The sequence below is a fragment of the Ruminiclostridium cellobioparum DSM 1351 = ATCC 15832 genome (assembly GCF_000621505.1).
Classification (GTDB): Bacteria; Bacillota; Clostridia; order Acetivibrionales; family DSM-1351; genus Ruminiclostridium; species Ruminiclostridium cellobioparum.
The window spans coordinates 93,510-109,311 of the sequence record NZ_JHYD01000010.1; the positions used below are offsets into that span (position 1 = coordinate 93,510).

A 15,802-nucleotide genomic window follows, 5' to 3' on the forward strand; every position below is an offset into this window, starting at 1 on the left:
AAATAAAACATTAATAATTTTTACACCCAGTAATTGAAAATTTATGCAGTTTGATAACATAATTATACTTACTGTTCCAAAAAGTAGCAATACATTTTTACTTAAAGCTGCAAATGGCACCAGATATTTTACAAAACATGATTTTTTCTATATACTTATTAGACACAGGATAGGTTTATATAACAGGAGTAACCCATAAACATGATCTATTTTATTATTGCAATATTATTAATTCTTATATACATGAAAATTGAAACGACCTTTTTATCCAAAAGCGTCATAAACTTCAGCACAAGCCCTAAGGGCCTGAAAATAGCACATTTATCCGATATACATATAAATAAGTTCTATGTATCGGAATATAAGCTGCTGTCAGCTTTAAACGATGCCCAACCGGACATCATTGTTTTGAGCGGCGATTACATTGAAACCCCCAAAAATATTACAAAATTTATTAACTTTTTGAAGCTGCTGACTAAGAATCACCAAGTCTATTTGACCATGGGCAATCATGATCATAAAGCCCTGAAGCAGGATGCCGGAAACATATCTGCCTTTATAAAGGAGATAGAAACCGCAGGTGCAAAAGTGCTGTTAAACTCGAATGTTAAAATAAATAAGAATGGTCAGTCATACAATTTGATTGGGATTGATGATTTAAAGCAAGGCAAGCCTGACCTCCAAAAGGCCTTCAAAGGCATTGAAGCCTCCTTTTCCGGCGGGTGCATAAATATTGCCGTATCTCATAACCCCGACATGGTTTTTCAACTGCCTGAGAATAAGGTGGATTACTTCTTTTGCGGGCATTTTCACGGCGGCCAGATATGGATGCCCTTCCACCTGGAATTCAGACTGATGAGAAGTGAAAAACTGTGTAAAATGAAATGCTACAGAGGACTTCATAAAGTTAATGGTATTAACCTCTACATTAACAGGGGCCTTGGGAACGTCATATTTCCCTTCAGGTTCTTTTCCACGCCTGAAATGGCAATCGTACAACTTCCCTGAAACAGGATAAATTAACTATATAAAAGCCAGGTTTGAAAAAGCCTCCGGAAGTACTTGCTTATTTGCTCCGGAGGCTTGATTATTCAATTACAGTTACAGTAAAGGTTTAATAACTTCAAGAACACTGTTTTTCAGGTTCTCCAATCTTTGCTGGGATAATTCCAGAGTCTTGTCGGAGACACCGTAGTATATCTTTATTTTGGGCTCTGTTCCGGAAGGTCTTACACAGAACCATGAACCGTCTTCCATTTCAAAGTAAAGCACGTCCGACTCAGGTAAGGTAATTTTTTCAGTTGAACCGTCCGCAACCACAAATCTCTTCGAATTCTGGTAATCCCTTATTGCCTTTACCTTCAAGCTTCCAAAACCCGTGTATCCGGCTGTACGCATGGTTGACATGGCGGACTTTATTTTCATCAGTCCGTCCTTGCCTTCCAGTGTAAAGGAGTTTATTCCCTCAATAAAATAGCCGTACTTTTCAAAGAGTTTTATAAGGGCGTCATACAGGGACATACCCTTTACCTTGTAGTAGGCAGCCATTTCAGCTATCAGCATTGAAGCAACTACCGCATCCTTGTCACGTACATCGGTACCCGCAAGGTAGCCATAACTTTCCTCAAAGCCGAAAAGGTATTTCTGATTTCCCTTTTCATCTCTCAGCATTATCTGCTCACCGATAAATTTAAATCCGGTAAGAACTTCAACGAGTTCAATACCATAATATTTTGCAATTTCCCTTGAAAGTTCGGTAGTAACGATTGTCTTTACTGCAAAACCGTTTTTAGGAAGCTTGCCCGCTTCATTCATTGCAGTCAGGATATATTCCAGCAGGAGACAGCCTGTCTGATTGCCGGTCAGAACGGCATATTCCCCGTCGTTCTTCCTTACTACAACTCCGACTCTGTCACTGTCCGGATCGGTTCCGATAATAAGATCGACGTTATTATCCGAAGCCAGTTTGATAGCAAGCTCAAAGGCCGACCGTTCCTCCGGATTTGGAGACTTTACGGTAGAAAACTGGGAATCGGGAAGTTCCTGCTCCTTTACAACCAAAACGTTCTTAAAACCGTTTTCTGAAAGGATTCTTCTTACAGGCTTGTTCCCCGCACCGTGCAGCGGTGTATAAACAATCTTAAAGGTATCTGCAACCTGTGCAACAGCCTCCTTGTTAACCTGCAAGGTTTTGAGCATTGCAATATAGGCATCGTCAACCTCGCTTCCGATAATTTCAAGCAAGCCCTTTTCGACGGCAGCTTCTTTGTCCATTGTGTTAACTTTTGTGATATCGGAAATTTTATTGATTTCAGCAATAACAGCGTTTGAACCGTCCAGAGAAAGCTGACCGCCATCTTCTCCGTAGACCTTGTAACCATTGTACTGCTTTGGATTGTGACTGGCTGTGACTACTATTCCCGCGGCGGCTTTCAAATATCTCACCGCAAAGGATAATTGAGGGGTGGGGCGTAATTCATCAAAAAGATAGGCCTTAATACCATTTGCACAAAATACTTTTGCTGCCTCAAGCGAAAATTCCGGCGACATGAATCTTGAATCATAAGCTATGACAATACCCTTGTCCTGTTTGCCAAGGCTTTTTATATAGTTTGCCAGGCCCTGTGAAGCAACTCTCACGGTGTATATATTTATTCTGTTTGTGCCTGCGCCGATTATGCCTCTCAGTCCTCCGGTTCCGAATTCAAGACTTTTATAGAAACGGTCCTCTACTTCTTTTGCATCATTTTTTATTGATATAAGTTCATTTTTTGTATCCTGATCAAAATAATCATTTTCCAACCAAAAATTCAGTTTTGCCATGCTATCCATAATTGCTGCATACCCTCCTAAAATATATCTTATTACAACCAGCATCCACCTATAAGAGCAAACAATGGTTTAGTTTGGTAATAGTATAGCATAGTCCGGCATGAGCCGCAATTAAATACATATTTACCGGGCATGTTTTTTAAGCGGCGAAATGCGGCTCTATTATCTTCATTAATAGTTATAACAAAAAAAGCTTTTTTAATAGCTTTTTTTCGTTAATAACACGCCCGGCACAAGCTGCAAGGCAGCGCAGTGCGGCCCAATAATCTTCCTTTGCCGTAATCAGCCGTTTTTTATTATAAAATATTAAATTTGCTGTGATTTACCTGAGACATAAAAATAGTTGGCCATGTTATTCCGCTTTATCAGGTTATAAAAGTGAAGGCAGGTCTTTGTAACTTCCTTTACAAATCCCAGTCTCATATAGAACTCACCCGACTCGGGACAGGTATTTGCAACCGGTTTATAATTCTTTAAGCATCCGCTGAAAACAGTGTATCTATCCAGAAACATCTGCATTTCATCAGGAACTATATTTCTTGATACATAACTGTTGGAAATGATTTTTCCCCTGGACAGGGACTGTGCAACAAAATCCGAGCAGGTGTACGCTTTATAGGTATTAACTCTATGACCCAGGAAAATACCTATGGCAGCCAGCGTATTATATATATTTTCCTCGCTGTCATCCCTGATACCATATATGAACATCTTAATTTTTTCATACTGCTTGTTGCTTACAGGAATTTTATACACTTTTATATAAACCTCGCCCTGGTCCCTTCCATGTGAGAGTCTTTGAGGAAATTCCCTGACAAAACCACCTACTAAAGGATTGGAAGCTCTGTAACGAGCAAAGGAATACATCTCTTCCCAGCCTTCTGTCAAACTGATGGAGGAATGATTAAAGGAACTCCTGGTCAGTACTCTTATAAACTTCCCCATCATTGTAGGAGTAGCGGATAATATGACGTATATATTCTTCACAATAACCTCCACAAACAAATAAGTCAATGCAAACTGAAACTGTATTTGAGGGTTGCAACCCCGCTGAAACAATTTGCCGCTATAATGATATATACGATAATGATTTAGGAAAGTATGATTTCCTTTAGAATAATCCCACCCTGGAAAGTATTGTGGCTATTATAACGGTGACAAGCCCTGCCAGGCCTATGGCCAGGCCGCTCATGGCCCCTTCGGTTTCACCGAGCTCAACTGCCTTGGTTGTCCCCAGTGCATGTGCCGAAGTACCGATTGCTATACCCTTGGCTGTTTTATCCTTTATACTTAATACCTTCAATAATGCCGGTGCCAAAACCGCCCCAACTATTCCGGTTATAACTATGGCTGCTACTGTAACCGACGGTATTCCACCGAGTTGGTTTGACAACTCTATGCCCAAAGGTGTGGTTATTGACTTTGGAATAAGCGAGGCAAGTAATTCCGGCGAAAGGCCAAATGCCTTTCCCATAAGCCATATACTGAGAATGGCAGTAATGCAGCCCACAATTACACCGCCAATTATTGCCGCATAGTCCTTTTTCAGAGAATGGATATTTTTATATAGAGGAACAGCAAGTATCACGGTAGCCGGAGTTAAAAACAGAGATATAAAATCTCCGCCCTTTTTGTAATCCTCCAGCGGTATTTTAAAAACAATCAATATTCCAATAACAATTAAAATTGCCAGCATTAAAGGATTTAAAACAGCCAGCCTTGTTTTTTTATTAACAAAAATACCTATTTCAAAGGCCAGTAATGAGATCAACAATGCAAATACAGGTGTTGATAATATTTCTTTCACTTTGCTTTCCTCCCCTTGATCAACTGTACGGTCAGACCTGTAACAATCATTACCAGAATGGTGGAAACAAAGCATATGGCCATGATAGGTACCAGATTCTTTTTCAGTATGCCTGCATATGCCAGAAGGCCCACTCCCGAGGGTATAAAAAAGAATGCAAGGTGATCAAGCAAAAAACCGCTTATTTCCTCTATCATTTCAACTTTAATAACTCCGGTAATCAGGCAAACAAACAGCAATATCATACCGATGATACTGCCTGGAAGCGGAACATGTACAACCTTATTCAGCACTTCACCTATAACACAAATTATTAGTACGATTAAAAACTGCCTCAATAATTTCATTTAACCCCGACACACCCTCATTCATACATCTAAATATTGTTATGTCCATCGTTCATCTGTATGCTATACTCTCTTCTTCAGCTCTTCAATTTTGTCTCTCAGTTGAGCTGCCCGTTCAAATTGCAGGTCTGCGGCAGCCTGCTTCATCTCTTTCTGAAGTTTTGAAATCAGTTTTTCCAATTCCTCAACAGACATGAGATTTGGTTTATCCTTACCAGTATAATATGATTCCTCCTCCTCTGCAACCTTTGTCGCTTCGATTAAGTCTCTGACTGATTTTTGTATGGTTGTTGGCACAATACCATGAGTATTGTTAAAATCCATCTGAAGCTGTCTTCTTCTGTTGGTTTCACTTATGGCTCTGTGCATTGAACCGGTTATATTGTCGGCATACATGATTACCTTTCCTTCAGAGTTTCTGGCGGCACGTCCTATTGTCTGGATCAGGGAAGTTTCCGATCTGAGGAAGCCTTCCTTGTCTGCATCCAGTATGGCAACAAGCGAAACCTCAGGTATATCAAGCCCCTCTCTGAGAAGGTTTATACCTATCAGCACGTCAAATACCCCCAGACGCAAATCCCTGATTATTTCCATTCTCTCAAAAGTTGCAACATCGGAATGAAGATATTTTACTTTAATATCAAGTTCCTTCATGTAATCGGTCAAATCTTCGGCCATTTTCTTGGTAAGTGTTGTAACAAGTACTCTTTGTCTTATTTCAGCCCTGGAATTTATTTCTCCGATCAAATCATCTATCTGTCCCTTGACCGGTCTGATTATTATCTCAGGATCAATAAGCCCGGTAGGCCTGATAATCTGCTCAACCACCTGTGTGGAGTGCTCTCTCTCATAGGCGGCCGGCGTGGCGCTGACATAGACCACTTGATTTACTCTTTCCTCAAATTCATTGAATTTAAGCGGCCTGTTATCAAAAGCGGAAGGCAGTCTAAAACCGTACTCAACCAGTGATTCCTTTCTGGATCTGTCTCCGTTGTACATTGCCCCTATCTGGGAAACTGTAACGTGGGATTCGTCTATTACCAGAAGATAATCGTCGGGAAAGTAATCCATTAGTGTAAAGGGCGAACTTCCGGGCTCTCTGCCGCTGATATGCCTTGAATAATTCTCGATACCCTGGCAGAAACCTATTTCAGACATCATCTCAAGATCATATCTGGTTCTCTGCTCAAGCCGCTGGGCTTCAAGCAGCTTGCCCTCCATTTTCAGCTGTTCAAGACGTTCTTCCAGCTCCTGCTCAATGGTCACCATGGCTTTTTCCATTTTAGGCCTCGTAGTAGCGTAGTGAGATGCCGGGAAAACAGCTATATGCGATCTTGTTCCTTTTATTTCCCCAGTCAGGTAATCAACCTCTGTTATCCTTTCTATCTCATCCCCAAAAAATTCAACTCTCAGAACCATTTCAGAGCTGTTTGCCGGAAAGATTTCAAGCACATCCCCTCTTGCTCTGAACCTGCCTCTTCTGAAATCTATCTCATTTCTCTCATATTGAATATCAACAAGCTTGCGTATTATTTCATCCCTGTCCTTCTGCATCCCTACCCTGAGTGAAAGCATAAGGTCGGTATAGTCCTCCGGATCACCCAGACCATAAATACAGGAAACGCTGGCAACGATAATTACGTCCCTTCTTTCAAAAAGAGCGGCAGTTGCCGAGTGCCGGAGCTTATCTATTTCCTCGTTCACCGAGGAATCCTTCTCAATATAGGTATCTGTCGACGGGATATAAGCCTCGGGCTGATAATAGTCATAATAACTTACAAAATACTCTACGACATTATTCGGAAAAAATTCCTTAAACTCGCTGCATAGCTGTGCGGCAAGGGTTTTGTTATGGGCGATGACAAGCGTAGGCTTTTGAACCTGTTCTATGACCTTTGCCACAGTATAGGTTTTACCGGAACCGGTAACACCCAGCAGAGTCTGATGCTTTTGTCCCTCTATTATCCCCTTGCTCAACTTTTCTATAGCTACAGGCTGATCGCCCTTTGGTTTATATTCCGAAACAACTTCAAATCTGTTCATATGTCCTCCCTGCCATTAACCGGTCTCTCATAACTTATATTGCTTCAAACAATCAAATTAAATTATAACATAAAGCAGAGCAAAAGCAAACATACGTTTGCCTTTGCTCTGCTTTATGTTTATGTTATATGCGCTCCAAGTATCTCATACGTGAAAAAACATGTGCTCGATGAATATTTTAATTCCTATGGATATTAAAATAATACCGCCTGCTATACCTGCCCGCTTTCCCAGCAGATTTCCGAATCTTTTGGCTACAAGTATCGCTGCCGTACAACAGACAAATGTTACAATGCTTATAATAGTTATTGAATAATAAATATCCACATTCAGGGCCGATAAACTCACTCCGACCGCCAGGGCGTCAATGCTTGTTGCCACAGCCTGAACAAAAAGCAGCTTCAAGGTAAGTGAAAACAAGCTGCACTCCTGATTTATCTCGGCTTTTATTGCTTCATGCAGCATTTTCCCGCCTATTATGGCCAGAAGAATAAATGCTATCCAGTGATCAAACCTGCTGATTACATCCTCAAAATTGTTTGCGGCAAAATAGCCTATCAGCGGCATGATGCCCTGAAAAGCAGCAAACATCAGAGCCATCTTCAGGACATGTTTAAGTTTTATTTTATCAATACACAGGGAATTGGATATGGACACTGCCGAAGCATCCATGGAAAGTCCCAATGCCAATAATATCAATTCTGTCAGTGCCATACAATTCTCCTAAAACACATGTATATTATCAGCAAAATAATTTACTGATAGGAAAAATAGCAGCTTTGTTAAGGATTTAATGAATATATTCTTTTGACGCTCGTATCACTAATTTATATTCTTCAAACAGAAGTATTATTTCCTTAACATAAAAAAACAGGAACCATTCCACTGCAAAGTCAAATCGACGTATGAAATGATCCCTGTTCCATTTCCCTAGCTTCTTGGCAGCAAACCAATTTTTCTTTGAACCTTTGAAAGTGTCTTTCTTGCCATATAAGCCGCTTTTTCAGAATTTTCCTTTAATATGGAATTAAGATAATCCTTGTTTGCAGTCAGGTCGTTATATTTCTGCTGAACAGGTCTGAGCATTTCAGCAACAGACTGGCCTGTGACTTCCTTTAAGTCACCATAGGACCTTCCGTCAAATTCCTTTTCTATATCAGAAAAAGTCTTGCCGGTTACTGCGGAATATATACTTATCAAATTGCTTACACCGGGTTTATTGACCTCATCATATCTTATTTCACGTTCTGAATCGGTAACCGCCCTTTTAAACTTGCGAAGGACCGCATCTTCCTTGTCAAGTATAAATACATATGCATTTTCATTTTCATCGGATTTGGACATTTTCTTTTCCGGCTCCTGGAGGCTCATTATCTTTGCACCTATTTTAGGAATGTAAGGTTCAGGAATGGTAAAAGTATCTCCGTAAACATTATTAAATCTTTCTGCAATGTCTCTTGCTATTTCCAGATGCTGCTTCTGGTCCTGACCTATGGGTACAAGCTCGGTCTGGTACAAAAGTATGTCTGCCGCCATAAGTACGGGATATGTGAATAGCCCCGCATTTATATTGTCGGAATGTTTTGCTGATTTATCCTTAAACTGGGTCATTCTGTTCAGTTCGCCCATATAGGTATAACAATTTAAAATCCATGCCAGCTCGGAATGAGCACTTACATGGGATTGCAGAAACAGGATACATTTCTGCGGATCAAGGCCGCAGGCCATATATAAAGCCAGCAGGTTCAGGCTGCGCTGTCTCAGCTCTGCAGGATTCTGTCTTACGGTGAGAGTATGGAGATCAACCACACAATAGAGGCATTCAAACTCATCCTGCATGGGAATCCAGTTTTTTATTGCACCGAGGTAATTACCTATTGTAAGATTCCCTGAAGGCTGAACTCCGCTGAATATCCTCTTCTTTTGTTCTGTCCGTTCCATTTTAAAACACATCCTTAAACAAATATTATTGGTATTTTATTGCACTCATTGTACAAATAAGTTTTTGCCACACCTGACAAGTTAAAAGCATCATAAATGATTTTATCATTAAAATAACAGTCATAACAAGGTATTTGTCCATATTCTTACCTTATTTATTTTGATGCTCCGCCTTTTCTCGAATATGATATAAAAACAATAAGGAAGCCTATTCCTGCTATAAAATAAAAAATAGAAGTTCTGGTACTTCCTGCAGAATATTTTAAGGCTGCAAAGCCCAACAGAATAATTGTAAAAAATATGCTCCCTGACCGCATTATTTTTTTATTCACATTAACCTCCATCTCCTGTTATCTGTCTTCCCTGAAATAAGGTTCTCCCAACGCCTTTGGCGGGTTATTTTCTTTGGACTTTTTCAAAGAAATCATAATCAATACTATTATTGTAGCAAAATATGGCAGCATGTCAAAAATACTTTGAGGTATATGCACATAACCCTGTAAATATAAACCCAGAATGCTCAGTGCTCCGAAGAAATACGAGCCCAGCATGGCCTTGTACGGATTCCATGTTACAAATATAACAAGTGCAACGGCTATCCAGCCTCTGCCCCCTGTTACTCCATCCTGCCAGGAAGGAACTGTGATCATCGACATATACGCTCCGGCAATCCCGCAAAGCATACCCCCGATAAGTATATGCACATATTTGTACAGGGCTACATTAATTCCCGCAGTATCCGCCGCTCCGGGATTTTCCCCTACCATCCGCATATTCAGGCCCAATCTGGTTTTATACAGATATATTGCCAGAATGACAGCTACAACATAGCCCGCATATACCAGTACATTCTGATTGAACAAAGCCGGTCCCAGCACCGGAATATCTCCCAGCAAGGGCAGTTTTACAGGTGCAAAGCTGTTTCTCACGGAATCGGCCAAACCCTGTCCAACCATCTTTTGTCCCACAAAACTTGAAAAGCCTGTACCGAAAATGGTCAGTGAAAGACCTGAAACAATCTGATTTGCCCTGAGTGTTATTGTAAGGAAAGCAAAGATCAATGCTCCGCAAGCGCCGGCTATCATCCCGGCAAGTATGCCCAGAACAGGATTTCCTGTTGAAAGGGCAGCACTGAAGCCAATTACGGCACCCATCAGCATCATACCTTCCACACCCAGGTTCAGCTGGCCGACCTTTTCAGTGATAATTTCTCCCAGTGTGGCAAATAGCAGAGGAGTTCCGGCAGTGACGGCACCAGTCAGAATAAATGTTAAAATACTTATAAATGTCATTTGCTCTACGCTGCCTCCTTCTTTATCAATTTATCCGTTTTTTGCTTTAAAACCAGTCTGTATTGGATAAAGAACTCACTTCCAAGTACAAAGAATAAGATCATACCCTGAATCAGCTGTGCAGCCGAGGAATGTATGCTGAACGCCGTTTGTATAAAGGTTCCCCCCTGCTGCAGCACTGCAAACAGGAAACAGACTATTACAATAACAGGAGCACTCAAACCTGCCAGCCAGGTTGTTATTATAGCGGTGAACCCGACCCCGTTGGCCACCTGGTAGCTTAAGGTATGGTTTACTCCCGATACCTGGAACATGCCTACCAGCCCGCAGAGTGCACCGCTGAGAATCAATGAGGACAATATTATCTTTTTAACATTCATACCTGCGTATCTTGCAGTGTTTTCGCTTTCTCCTATAACCTGTATCTCATAGCCCCGCTTTGTTTTATTAATGAAAATATATACCAGAATTACAAGTACAACAGTTATTATCCAGCCTATGTGAATGCCGAACACTTCCGGGAGCGCCGCATTATCACCAAAAAGTGCGATTTTACCTGCCCCCAGGGCTTTGGGGTCCTTCCACGGACCATACTGTACATAGACTATTATTTTTTGGGCTATATAGTTCATCATCAGTGTAAACAAGGTTTCGTTGGTGCCGAACTGCGCCTTGAAAAAGGCAGGTATCAAAGCCCATATGCCGCCTGCAGCCGCCGAGGCCAGAAACATAAGCGGCAGCATGACATATACCGGCAGGTTTGACCAATACAAAGCGAAATAGCTGGCAGCAAATGCTCCCATTATTATCTGGCCTTCGGCACCAATATTCCAGAATTTCATTCTGAAGGCTATTGAAATACCCAGTGATGAAACAATGAGGGGAATGGCCTGGATAATTGATTCCTTAAACCTGTACAGGGAGCCGAAGGACCCGTCCAGCATTGAAAGGTAAACCCTAAAGGGATTGAATCCAAGAAATAATATAAATATTCCGGCGGCAAGCAGTGCTCCCAGAATTGCAAGCAGTCTGAACATTACCGATTGCCGTTTTGTCAAATCCGTTCTTTTAACTATTCTGACCATTTACGCTCCCACCCCCATAACCGTTTCCATAGCTTCTCCCGCCATCATCATACCTAGCTGCTCCTTGTTAACCTTATGGGCATCAACCATGCCGGTTATTTTACCGTTGCATATGACCATGATCCTGTCGCAAAGCTCGATAAGCACGTCGAGATCCTCTCCGATATAAAGTATTCCGACACCTTTTTCCTTCTGCTCGTTAAGCAGGTCATAAATTGTATAGGATGCATTTATATCAAGACCCCTGACCGGATAAGCCGTTATGAGCAGATGGGGATTTGATTCTATCTCACGCCCCAGCAGAACCTTCTGGATATTGCCGCCTGATAATTGCCGGACAGGATGGTAAATACCAGGAGTATTTATTTCCAGCTTCTTTATAAGATTTTGCGAAAGGGACCTGGCAATTTTTTTATCGATCATAAATCCTTTTTGATTCTGATATTCCTTCAAAATCATGTTGTCCACCATGCCCATGGATGCCACAAGTCCCATGCCAAGCCTGTCTTCGGGTATGAAGCTCATGCTTATTCCCTTTTTTATTATATCACGAGGATTTTTACCTACGATATTTTCGCCTTTATATTCTATCTTTCCTGAAGCAACCGGAAAAAGTCCGGCAATTGCTTCGCAGAGCTCCTTCTGTCCGCTGCCTGCAACCCCAGCCACTCCCAGGATTTCACCTGCCGACAGTTTGAAGTTAATGTTGTCGAGAGCCTTTACTTTTTCATCATCCACCACTGTCAGACCTTCAATGTTTAATATTGTTTTTTTGTCCTTGCATTCAATCCTGCTAATAGACAGGTCGACAGCACGCCCAACCATAAGGTTGGTAAGTTCGGCGGAATTTGTATCCTCTTTATTTACTGTGCCCACTGTTTCGCCTTTTCTTAATACAGTGATCTTATCGGCAATTTCCATGACCTCATTCAGCTTATGGGTTATGATTATTACCGCACTTCCCGATTCTTTCATTTTTCTGAGAATTTTAAAAAGCCCTTCCGTTTCCTGTGGAGTTAAAACTGCCGTGGGCTCATCGAGAATAAGAATCTCAGCTCCTCTGTAAATAACCTTGAGAATCTCTACCGTCTGTTTTTCACCTACAGACATATTATATATTTTTTTATCCGGATCAACTGCCAGACCATATTTATCGGATATTTTACGGATTTTCCCGGAAAGTTTTGCACTTCCCACAAAGAACCTGCCCTTTTGGCCGGCTATTATATTTTCCTTTGCAGACATTACCTCCACCAGCTTGAAATGCTGATGAATCATACCTATCCCCATTTCCATTGAATCCTTGGGAGTTCTGAAAGTAACCTGCCTGCCCTTGATGTATATTTGTCCGCTGTCAGGTGTGTATATGCCGGAAAGCATATTCATCAGGGTACTTTTGCCCGAGCCGTTTTCTCCGAGAAGTGCGTGTATTTCTCCCCTGTTTACCTCAAGACAAACGTTATTATTTGCTATTACGGGTCCGAAGGTTTTTGTTAAATTTTCAATTTTGATGTAAACTTCATTTCTCACAGTATCACCTTTTAAATTTATAAAGATTTTTTGACTGCATGTCTTTATTATAACCCATGGTTCAAAAGAACGTTTACGTTCTTAAAAATTTTTTTCGTCTGCAGAAACTTCCTTGCCTTGGCACTTTCAACGAGGCTGGAAACATCCTCACACCCCGTTATAAAACCTTATTAGCAGTAGTCGAGCCCAATGCTGGCAAAGGAGCTTCAACTACTGCTAATATTGTAATTTGTCAGAATAAATCAGTTATCGTTTTTTATTAGTCTATTTTTCCGTTTACGCCTTCAACAAACCATTTGCATGCCTGCTGTTCTTCAACAGTCATTGTGGCACCTTCCGCGATTTTAACCGCACCGGTCTGATCCTTTACAGGACCTGCAAATACATCCAGTGAACCGTCAAGAATTTTGGCCTTGACTTCTTCAACCTTTGCCTTTATGTCGGCGTCCACAAGATCTGTCATAGGTCCTATATCCACAACGCCTTCATGCATTCCGCCGAGGTAATTTTCAGCCTTCCATGAACCGTCAAGAATTTTCTGAACCTGATCTACATAGTATACACCCCAGTTCCATACGGGAGCTGTGAGATACGCCTTTGGTGCAGCCTTGCTGCTGTCTGAATTGTAACCGATTGCAAAAGCACCTTTTTCCTGGGCTGCTATCTGCGGAGCAGTTGAATCCTGATGCTGTGCAATAACGTCATTTCCCTCGTTCAATAATGCTTCGGCAGCACTCTTTTCCAGCTGGGGATCATACCAGGTGTTTGTCCATTTGACGTTTACAACAGCTGTGGGGTTTACCGAACGTACTCCCAATGTAAATGCGTCGATACCTCTGATAACTTCAGGTATCTGCATTGCTGCAACATATCCGATTTTTCCGGACTTTGTCTTCAAACCTGCAACTATTCCGGTGAGATATCTGGCTTGTTCAATCTTTCCAAAATAGTTTACGAAGTTGGTTCCGTTTGATTTGTTGCCGGAGCAGTGGAAGAACTTAACATCCGGGTACTCCTTAGCCACTTTTTCAACGAAATCCATGTAACCGAAGCTTGTAGCAAATATTACCTTGCAGCCCTGGTCAATGAGGTTTTTTATGGCCTTTTCGGAATCTGCCGTTTCAGGCACACTTTCAACTTTAGCGGTTGTAACGCCCTTATCCTTTAATTGTTCTTCCAGGTAGATACGCCCCTGGTCATGAGCAAAGGTATATCCCACATCTCCAGGAGTTCCGATGTAAATAAAACCAACTTTTAAACCTTCACCACCTGCCGGCGCTGCCGAACCCGATCCGCAGCCGGTAAGTACAGCTGCAGTGATCATAACAACAGCCAGCATTAATGCCAATAATCTTTTCATTTTTGAATCCCCCTAAGTTCTAATTAATAATTAATTGATATATTATAATGCTTCCGTTTTCCGGGAGCATTTTAAACCAAGTATGTTAACATAAAACCTATTCACTGAAGCTGATCTTTCCGTTTTGCATGCTTTGCACAATAGCCAGGGACTGGACCTCAAGACCTTTTTCACGCAGGAGTTTTCCCCCGTCCTGAAAACCCTTTTCTATGGCAATTCCAATACCGGCAACCTGAGCTCCTGCCTGTCCGACAATGTCGGCAAGTCCCAGTGCCGCTTTTCCGTTGGCAAGGAAATCATCTATTATTAATACGATATCATTGGGATTTATATATTTTTGCGAAACTCTCACACTATAGGTTTTGCCTTTTGTAAACGAAAATACTTCTGCCAGATAAGTATCGGAATCCAGGTTCTTTGCTTCGGTTTTTTTGGCAAAAACCACCGGGACATTGAAATACTGTGCGGCTATGCATGCAATGCCTATACCTGAAGATTCAATTGTGAGAATTTTGGTAACATTTTTGTGAGCAAACAATCTGAAAAATTCCTTGCCCATTTCATTGAAAAGCTGAACATCCATCTGATGATTCAAAAAAGAATCCACTTTAAGGATGTCATTACCTAAAACCTGTCCGTCTTTCAAGATTCTTTGCTTTAAGAGTTCCATCTCAATCCTCCGGAAAATAGTGAAATATACTGCTTTAACAGAATATTCCTAGTCATAACAACTCAACTGAAGTATTATAAAAAGACCCAGTTAATTATAAAAGCTCCCAATCATGGATTGGGAGCTCTGATTCTTACGACAAATAAAAATATGTCAAAGATGAACACCCGTAGCAAAGCCATTTACGGCGGCTTCGTAGAGACTTTCGGACCATATCACCGAGAATATACGGGATATTTTTCAATATACGGATATATATATTGAAAAACACCATTATTAAGTTTTTTCGACAAAGTTATTGTATCTTAGACTATCAAAAAAATCAAGATAAAATATGAACATTTTTAAGAAATACGCTTAAAAAGTTCACTTATTTTTTTGCTTCTCTCAAATAATAACATAAGTGGAAATCCTATTACATAACATGCAATAATCTGTCCTATGCCCACCGACAGCATTATTCCTAAAAATGCCTCCCAGGTTGGAGAACCTGATAAAAGATTGAGCTCCGCTCCGACAATTACCGCATTCAGCAATACAGGCGGAAGCGGTGCAAGCCACTTTCTCCGGGGTTTGTTAAAAGTCAGCCTGTAGGTCAGGTATGCAGCCAAAAGTGAAGTAAGACTTCCAATTACCACGTCCCATATTCCGTAGCCCCCTATTATGTTTGCCAGTATACAGCCTATAAATAATCCCGGTATGGCTACTGGCGTGAAATACGGTAAAACCGTAAGTGCCTCTGCCAGCCTGCTTTGCATGGGTGCAAAGCTTATTGCGTAAAAAATCATTGTGAGCACCAGATATACTGCCGCTATCATGGCCGAAGTTGTCAGCCATAATATTTTTTTGTTTTTCATAAAAACCCCTCTCATTTGCCGCAACCAACAGTACATTT

General features: G+C 41.2%; 15 protein-coding genes and 1 riboswitch. Of the genes, 1 reads left to right on the forward strand and 14 read right to left on the reverse strand.

The window, feature by feature from the left end; translation table 11 throughout:
• Positions 1-201: 201 nt before the first annotated feature.
• On the forward strand, positions 202-1,008 hold the full coding sequence (locus T344_RS0107255) for a metallophosphoesterase (protein ID WP_034860753.1): 807 nt from the start codon (positions 202-204) through the stop codon (positions 1,006-1,008).
• A 93-nt stretch (positions 1,009-1,101) separates the two neighbouring features.
• Here the strand turns inward: T344_RS0107255 and T344_RS0107260 are convergent, their stop codons facing one another.
• From T344_RS0107260 to T344_RS0107325, 14 genes are all read right to left on the reverse strand, one after another.
• A complete protein-coding gene (locus tag T344_RS0107260; protein WP_027628143.1) occupies positions 1,102-2,832 on the reverse strand; it encodes a phospho-sugar mutase in 1,731 nt (576 codons plus the stop codon).
• 306 nt (positions 2,833-3,138) lie between these two features.
• Positions 3,139-3,819 (reverse strand): hypothetical protein, encoded by a 681-nt coding sequence (locus T344_RS0107265; RefSeq protein ID WP_027628144.1) that lies wholly within the window; start codon positions 3,817-3,819, stop codon positions 3,139-3,141.
• A 124-nt stretch (positions 3,820-3,943) separates the two neighbouring features.
• A complete protein-coding gene (locus T344_RS0107270; protein ID WP_027628145.1) occupies positions 3,944-4,639 on the reverse strand; it encodes an LrgB family protein in 696 nt (231 codons plus the stop codon).
• Positions 4,636-4,986, reverse strand: coding sequence for a CidA/LrgA family protein (locus tag T344_RS0107275; RefSeq protein ID WP_027628146.1), 351 nt, complete (start codon positions 4,984-4,986; stop codon positions 4,636-4,638). Before T344_RS0107275 ends, T344_RS0107270 begins: the two co-directional genes overlap by 4 nt.
• Positions 4,987-5,049: 63 nt before the next feature.
• Complete coding sequence (gene uvrB, locus T344_RS0107280) at positions 5,050-7,029, reverse strand: excinuclease ABC subunit UvrB (protein WP_027628147.1); 1,980 nt, start codon at positions 7,027-7,029, stop codon at positions 5,050-5,052.
• 144 nt (positions 7,030-7,173) lie between these two features.
• Positions 7,174-7,743: a manganese efflux pump MntP gene (locus T344_RS0107285; RefSeq protein WP_027628148.1), complete on the reverse strand. Its 570-nt coding sequence runs from the start codon at positions 7,741-7,743 to the stop codon at positions 7,174-7,176.
• A 216-nt stretch (positions 7,744-7,959) separates the two neighbouring features.
• Positions 7,960-8,970, reverse strand: a complete 1,011-nt coding sequence (gene trpS, locus T344_RS0107290; RefSeq protein ID WP_027628149.1) for a tryptophan--tRNA ligase — start codon at positions 8,968-8,970, stop codon at positions 7,960-7,962.
• A 155-nt stretch (positions 8,971-9,125) separates the two neighbouring features.
• Positions 9,126-9,302 (reverse strand): hypothetical protein, encoded by a 177-nt coding sequence (locus T344_RS30960; protein WP_004623102.1) that lies wholly within the window; start codon positions 9,300-9,302, stop codon positions 9,126-9,128.
• Between the two features lie 18 nt (positions 9,303-9,320).
• Positions 9,321-10,262 carry an ABC transporter permease gene (locus T344_RS0107300; RefSeq protein ID WP_027628151.1) on the reverse strand — a complete coding sequence of 314 codons (942 nt, stop codon included), beginning with the start codon at positions 10,260-10,262 and terminating at the stop codon, positions 9,321-9,323.
• Between the two features lie 5 nt (positions 10,263-10,267).
• Positions 10,268-11,347 (reverse strand): ABC transporter permease, encoded by a 1,080-nt coding sequence (locus T344_RS0107305; protein WP_027628152.1) that lies wholly within the window; start codon positions 11,345-11,347, stop codon positions 10,268-10,270.
• Positions 11,348-12,877: an ABC transporter ATP-binding protein gene (locus T344_RS0107310; protein WP_027628153.1), complete on the reverse strand. Its 1,530-nt coding sequence runs from the start codon at positions 12,875-12,877 to the stop codon at positions 11,348-11,350.
• 259 nt (positions 12,878-13,136) lie between these two features.
• Positions 13,137-14,237 (reverse strand): BMP family ABC transporter substrate-binding protein, encoded by a 1,101-nt coding sequence (locus T344_RS0107315; protein ID WP_027628154.1) that lies wholly within the window; start codon positions 14,235-14,237, stop codon positions 13,137-13,139.
• A gap of 97 nt (positions 14,238-14,334) precedes the next feature.
• A complete protein-coding gene (locus T344_RS0107320; RefSeq protein ID WP_004623072.1) occupies positions 14,335-14,907 on the reverse strand; it encodes a xanthine phosphoribosyltransferase in 573 nt (190 codons plus the stop codon).
• A gap of 150 nt (positions 14,908-15,057) precedes the next feature.
• A riboswitch (purine riboswitch) is annotated at positions 15,058-15,159 on the reverse strand.
• 92 nt (positions 15,160-15,251) lie between these two features.
• Positions 15,252-15,764: a QueT transporter family protein gene (locus T344_RS0107325; protein WP_027628155.1), complete on the reverse strand. Its 513-nt coding sequence runs from the start codon at positions 15,762-15,764 to the stop codon at positions 15,252-15,254.
• Between the last annotated feature and the right edge of the window lie 38 nt (positions 15,765-15,802).

Bases quoted from the DNA above. Each gene is read 5' to 3' on its own strand.
- T344_RS0107320 (WP_004623072.1), bottom strand. From the start codon at position 14,907: ATGGAACTCTTAAAGCAAAGAATCTTGAAAGACGGACAGGTTTTAGGT.
- T344_RS0107275 (WP_027628146.1), bottom strand. From the start codon at position 4,986: ATGAAATTATTGAGGCAGTTTTTAATCGTACTAATAATTTGTGTTATA.
- trpS (WP_027628149.1), bottom strand. From the start codon at position 8,970: ATGGAACGGACAGAACAAAAGAAGAGGATATTCAGCGGAGTTCAGCCT.
- T344_RS0107255 (WP_034860753.1), top strand. From the start codon at position 202: ATGATCTATTTTATTATTGCAATATTATTAATTCTTATATACATGAAA.
- T344_RS0107300 (WP_027628151.1), bottom strand. From the start codon at position 10,262: ATGACATTTATAAGTATTTTAACATTTATTCTGACTGGTGCCGTCACT.
- T344_RS0107315 (WP_027628154.1), bottom strand. From the start codon at position 14,237: ATGAAAAGATTATTGGCATTAATGCTGGCTGTTGTTATGATCACTGCA.
- T344_RS0107325 (WP_027628155.1), bottom strand. From the start codon at position 15,764: ATGAAAAACAAAAAAATATTATGGCTGACAACTTCGGCCATGATAGCG.
- T344_RS0107305 (WP_027628152.1), bottom strand. From the start codon at position 11,347: ATGGTCAGAATAGTTAAAAGAACGGATTTGACAAAACGGCAATCGGTA.
- T344_RS0107260 (WP_027628143.1), bottom strand. From the start codon at position 2,832: ATGGATAGCATGGCAAAACTGAATTTTTGGTTGGAAAATGATTATTTT.
- uvrB (WP_027628147.1), bottom strand. From the start codon at position 7,029: ATGAACAGATTTGAAGTTGTTTCGGAATATAAACCAAAGGGCGATCAG.
- T344_RS0107285 (WP_027628148.1), bottom strand. From the start codon at position 7,743: ATGGCACTGACAGAATTGATATTATTGGCATTGGGACTTTCCATGGAT.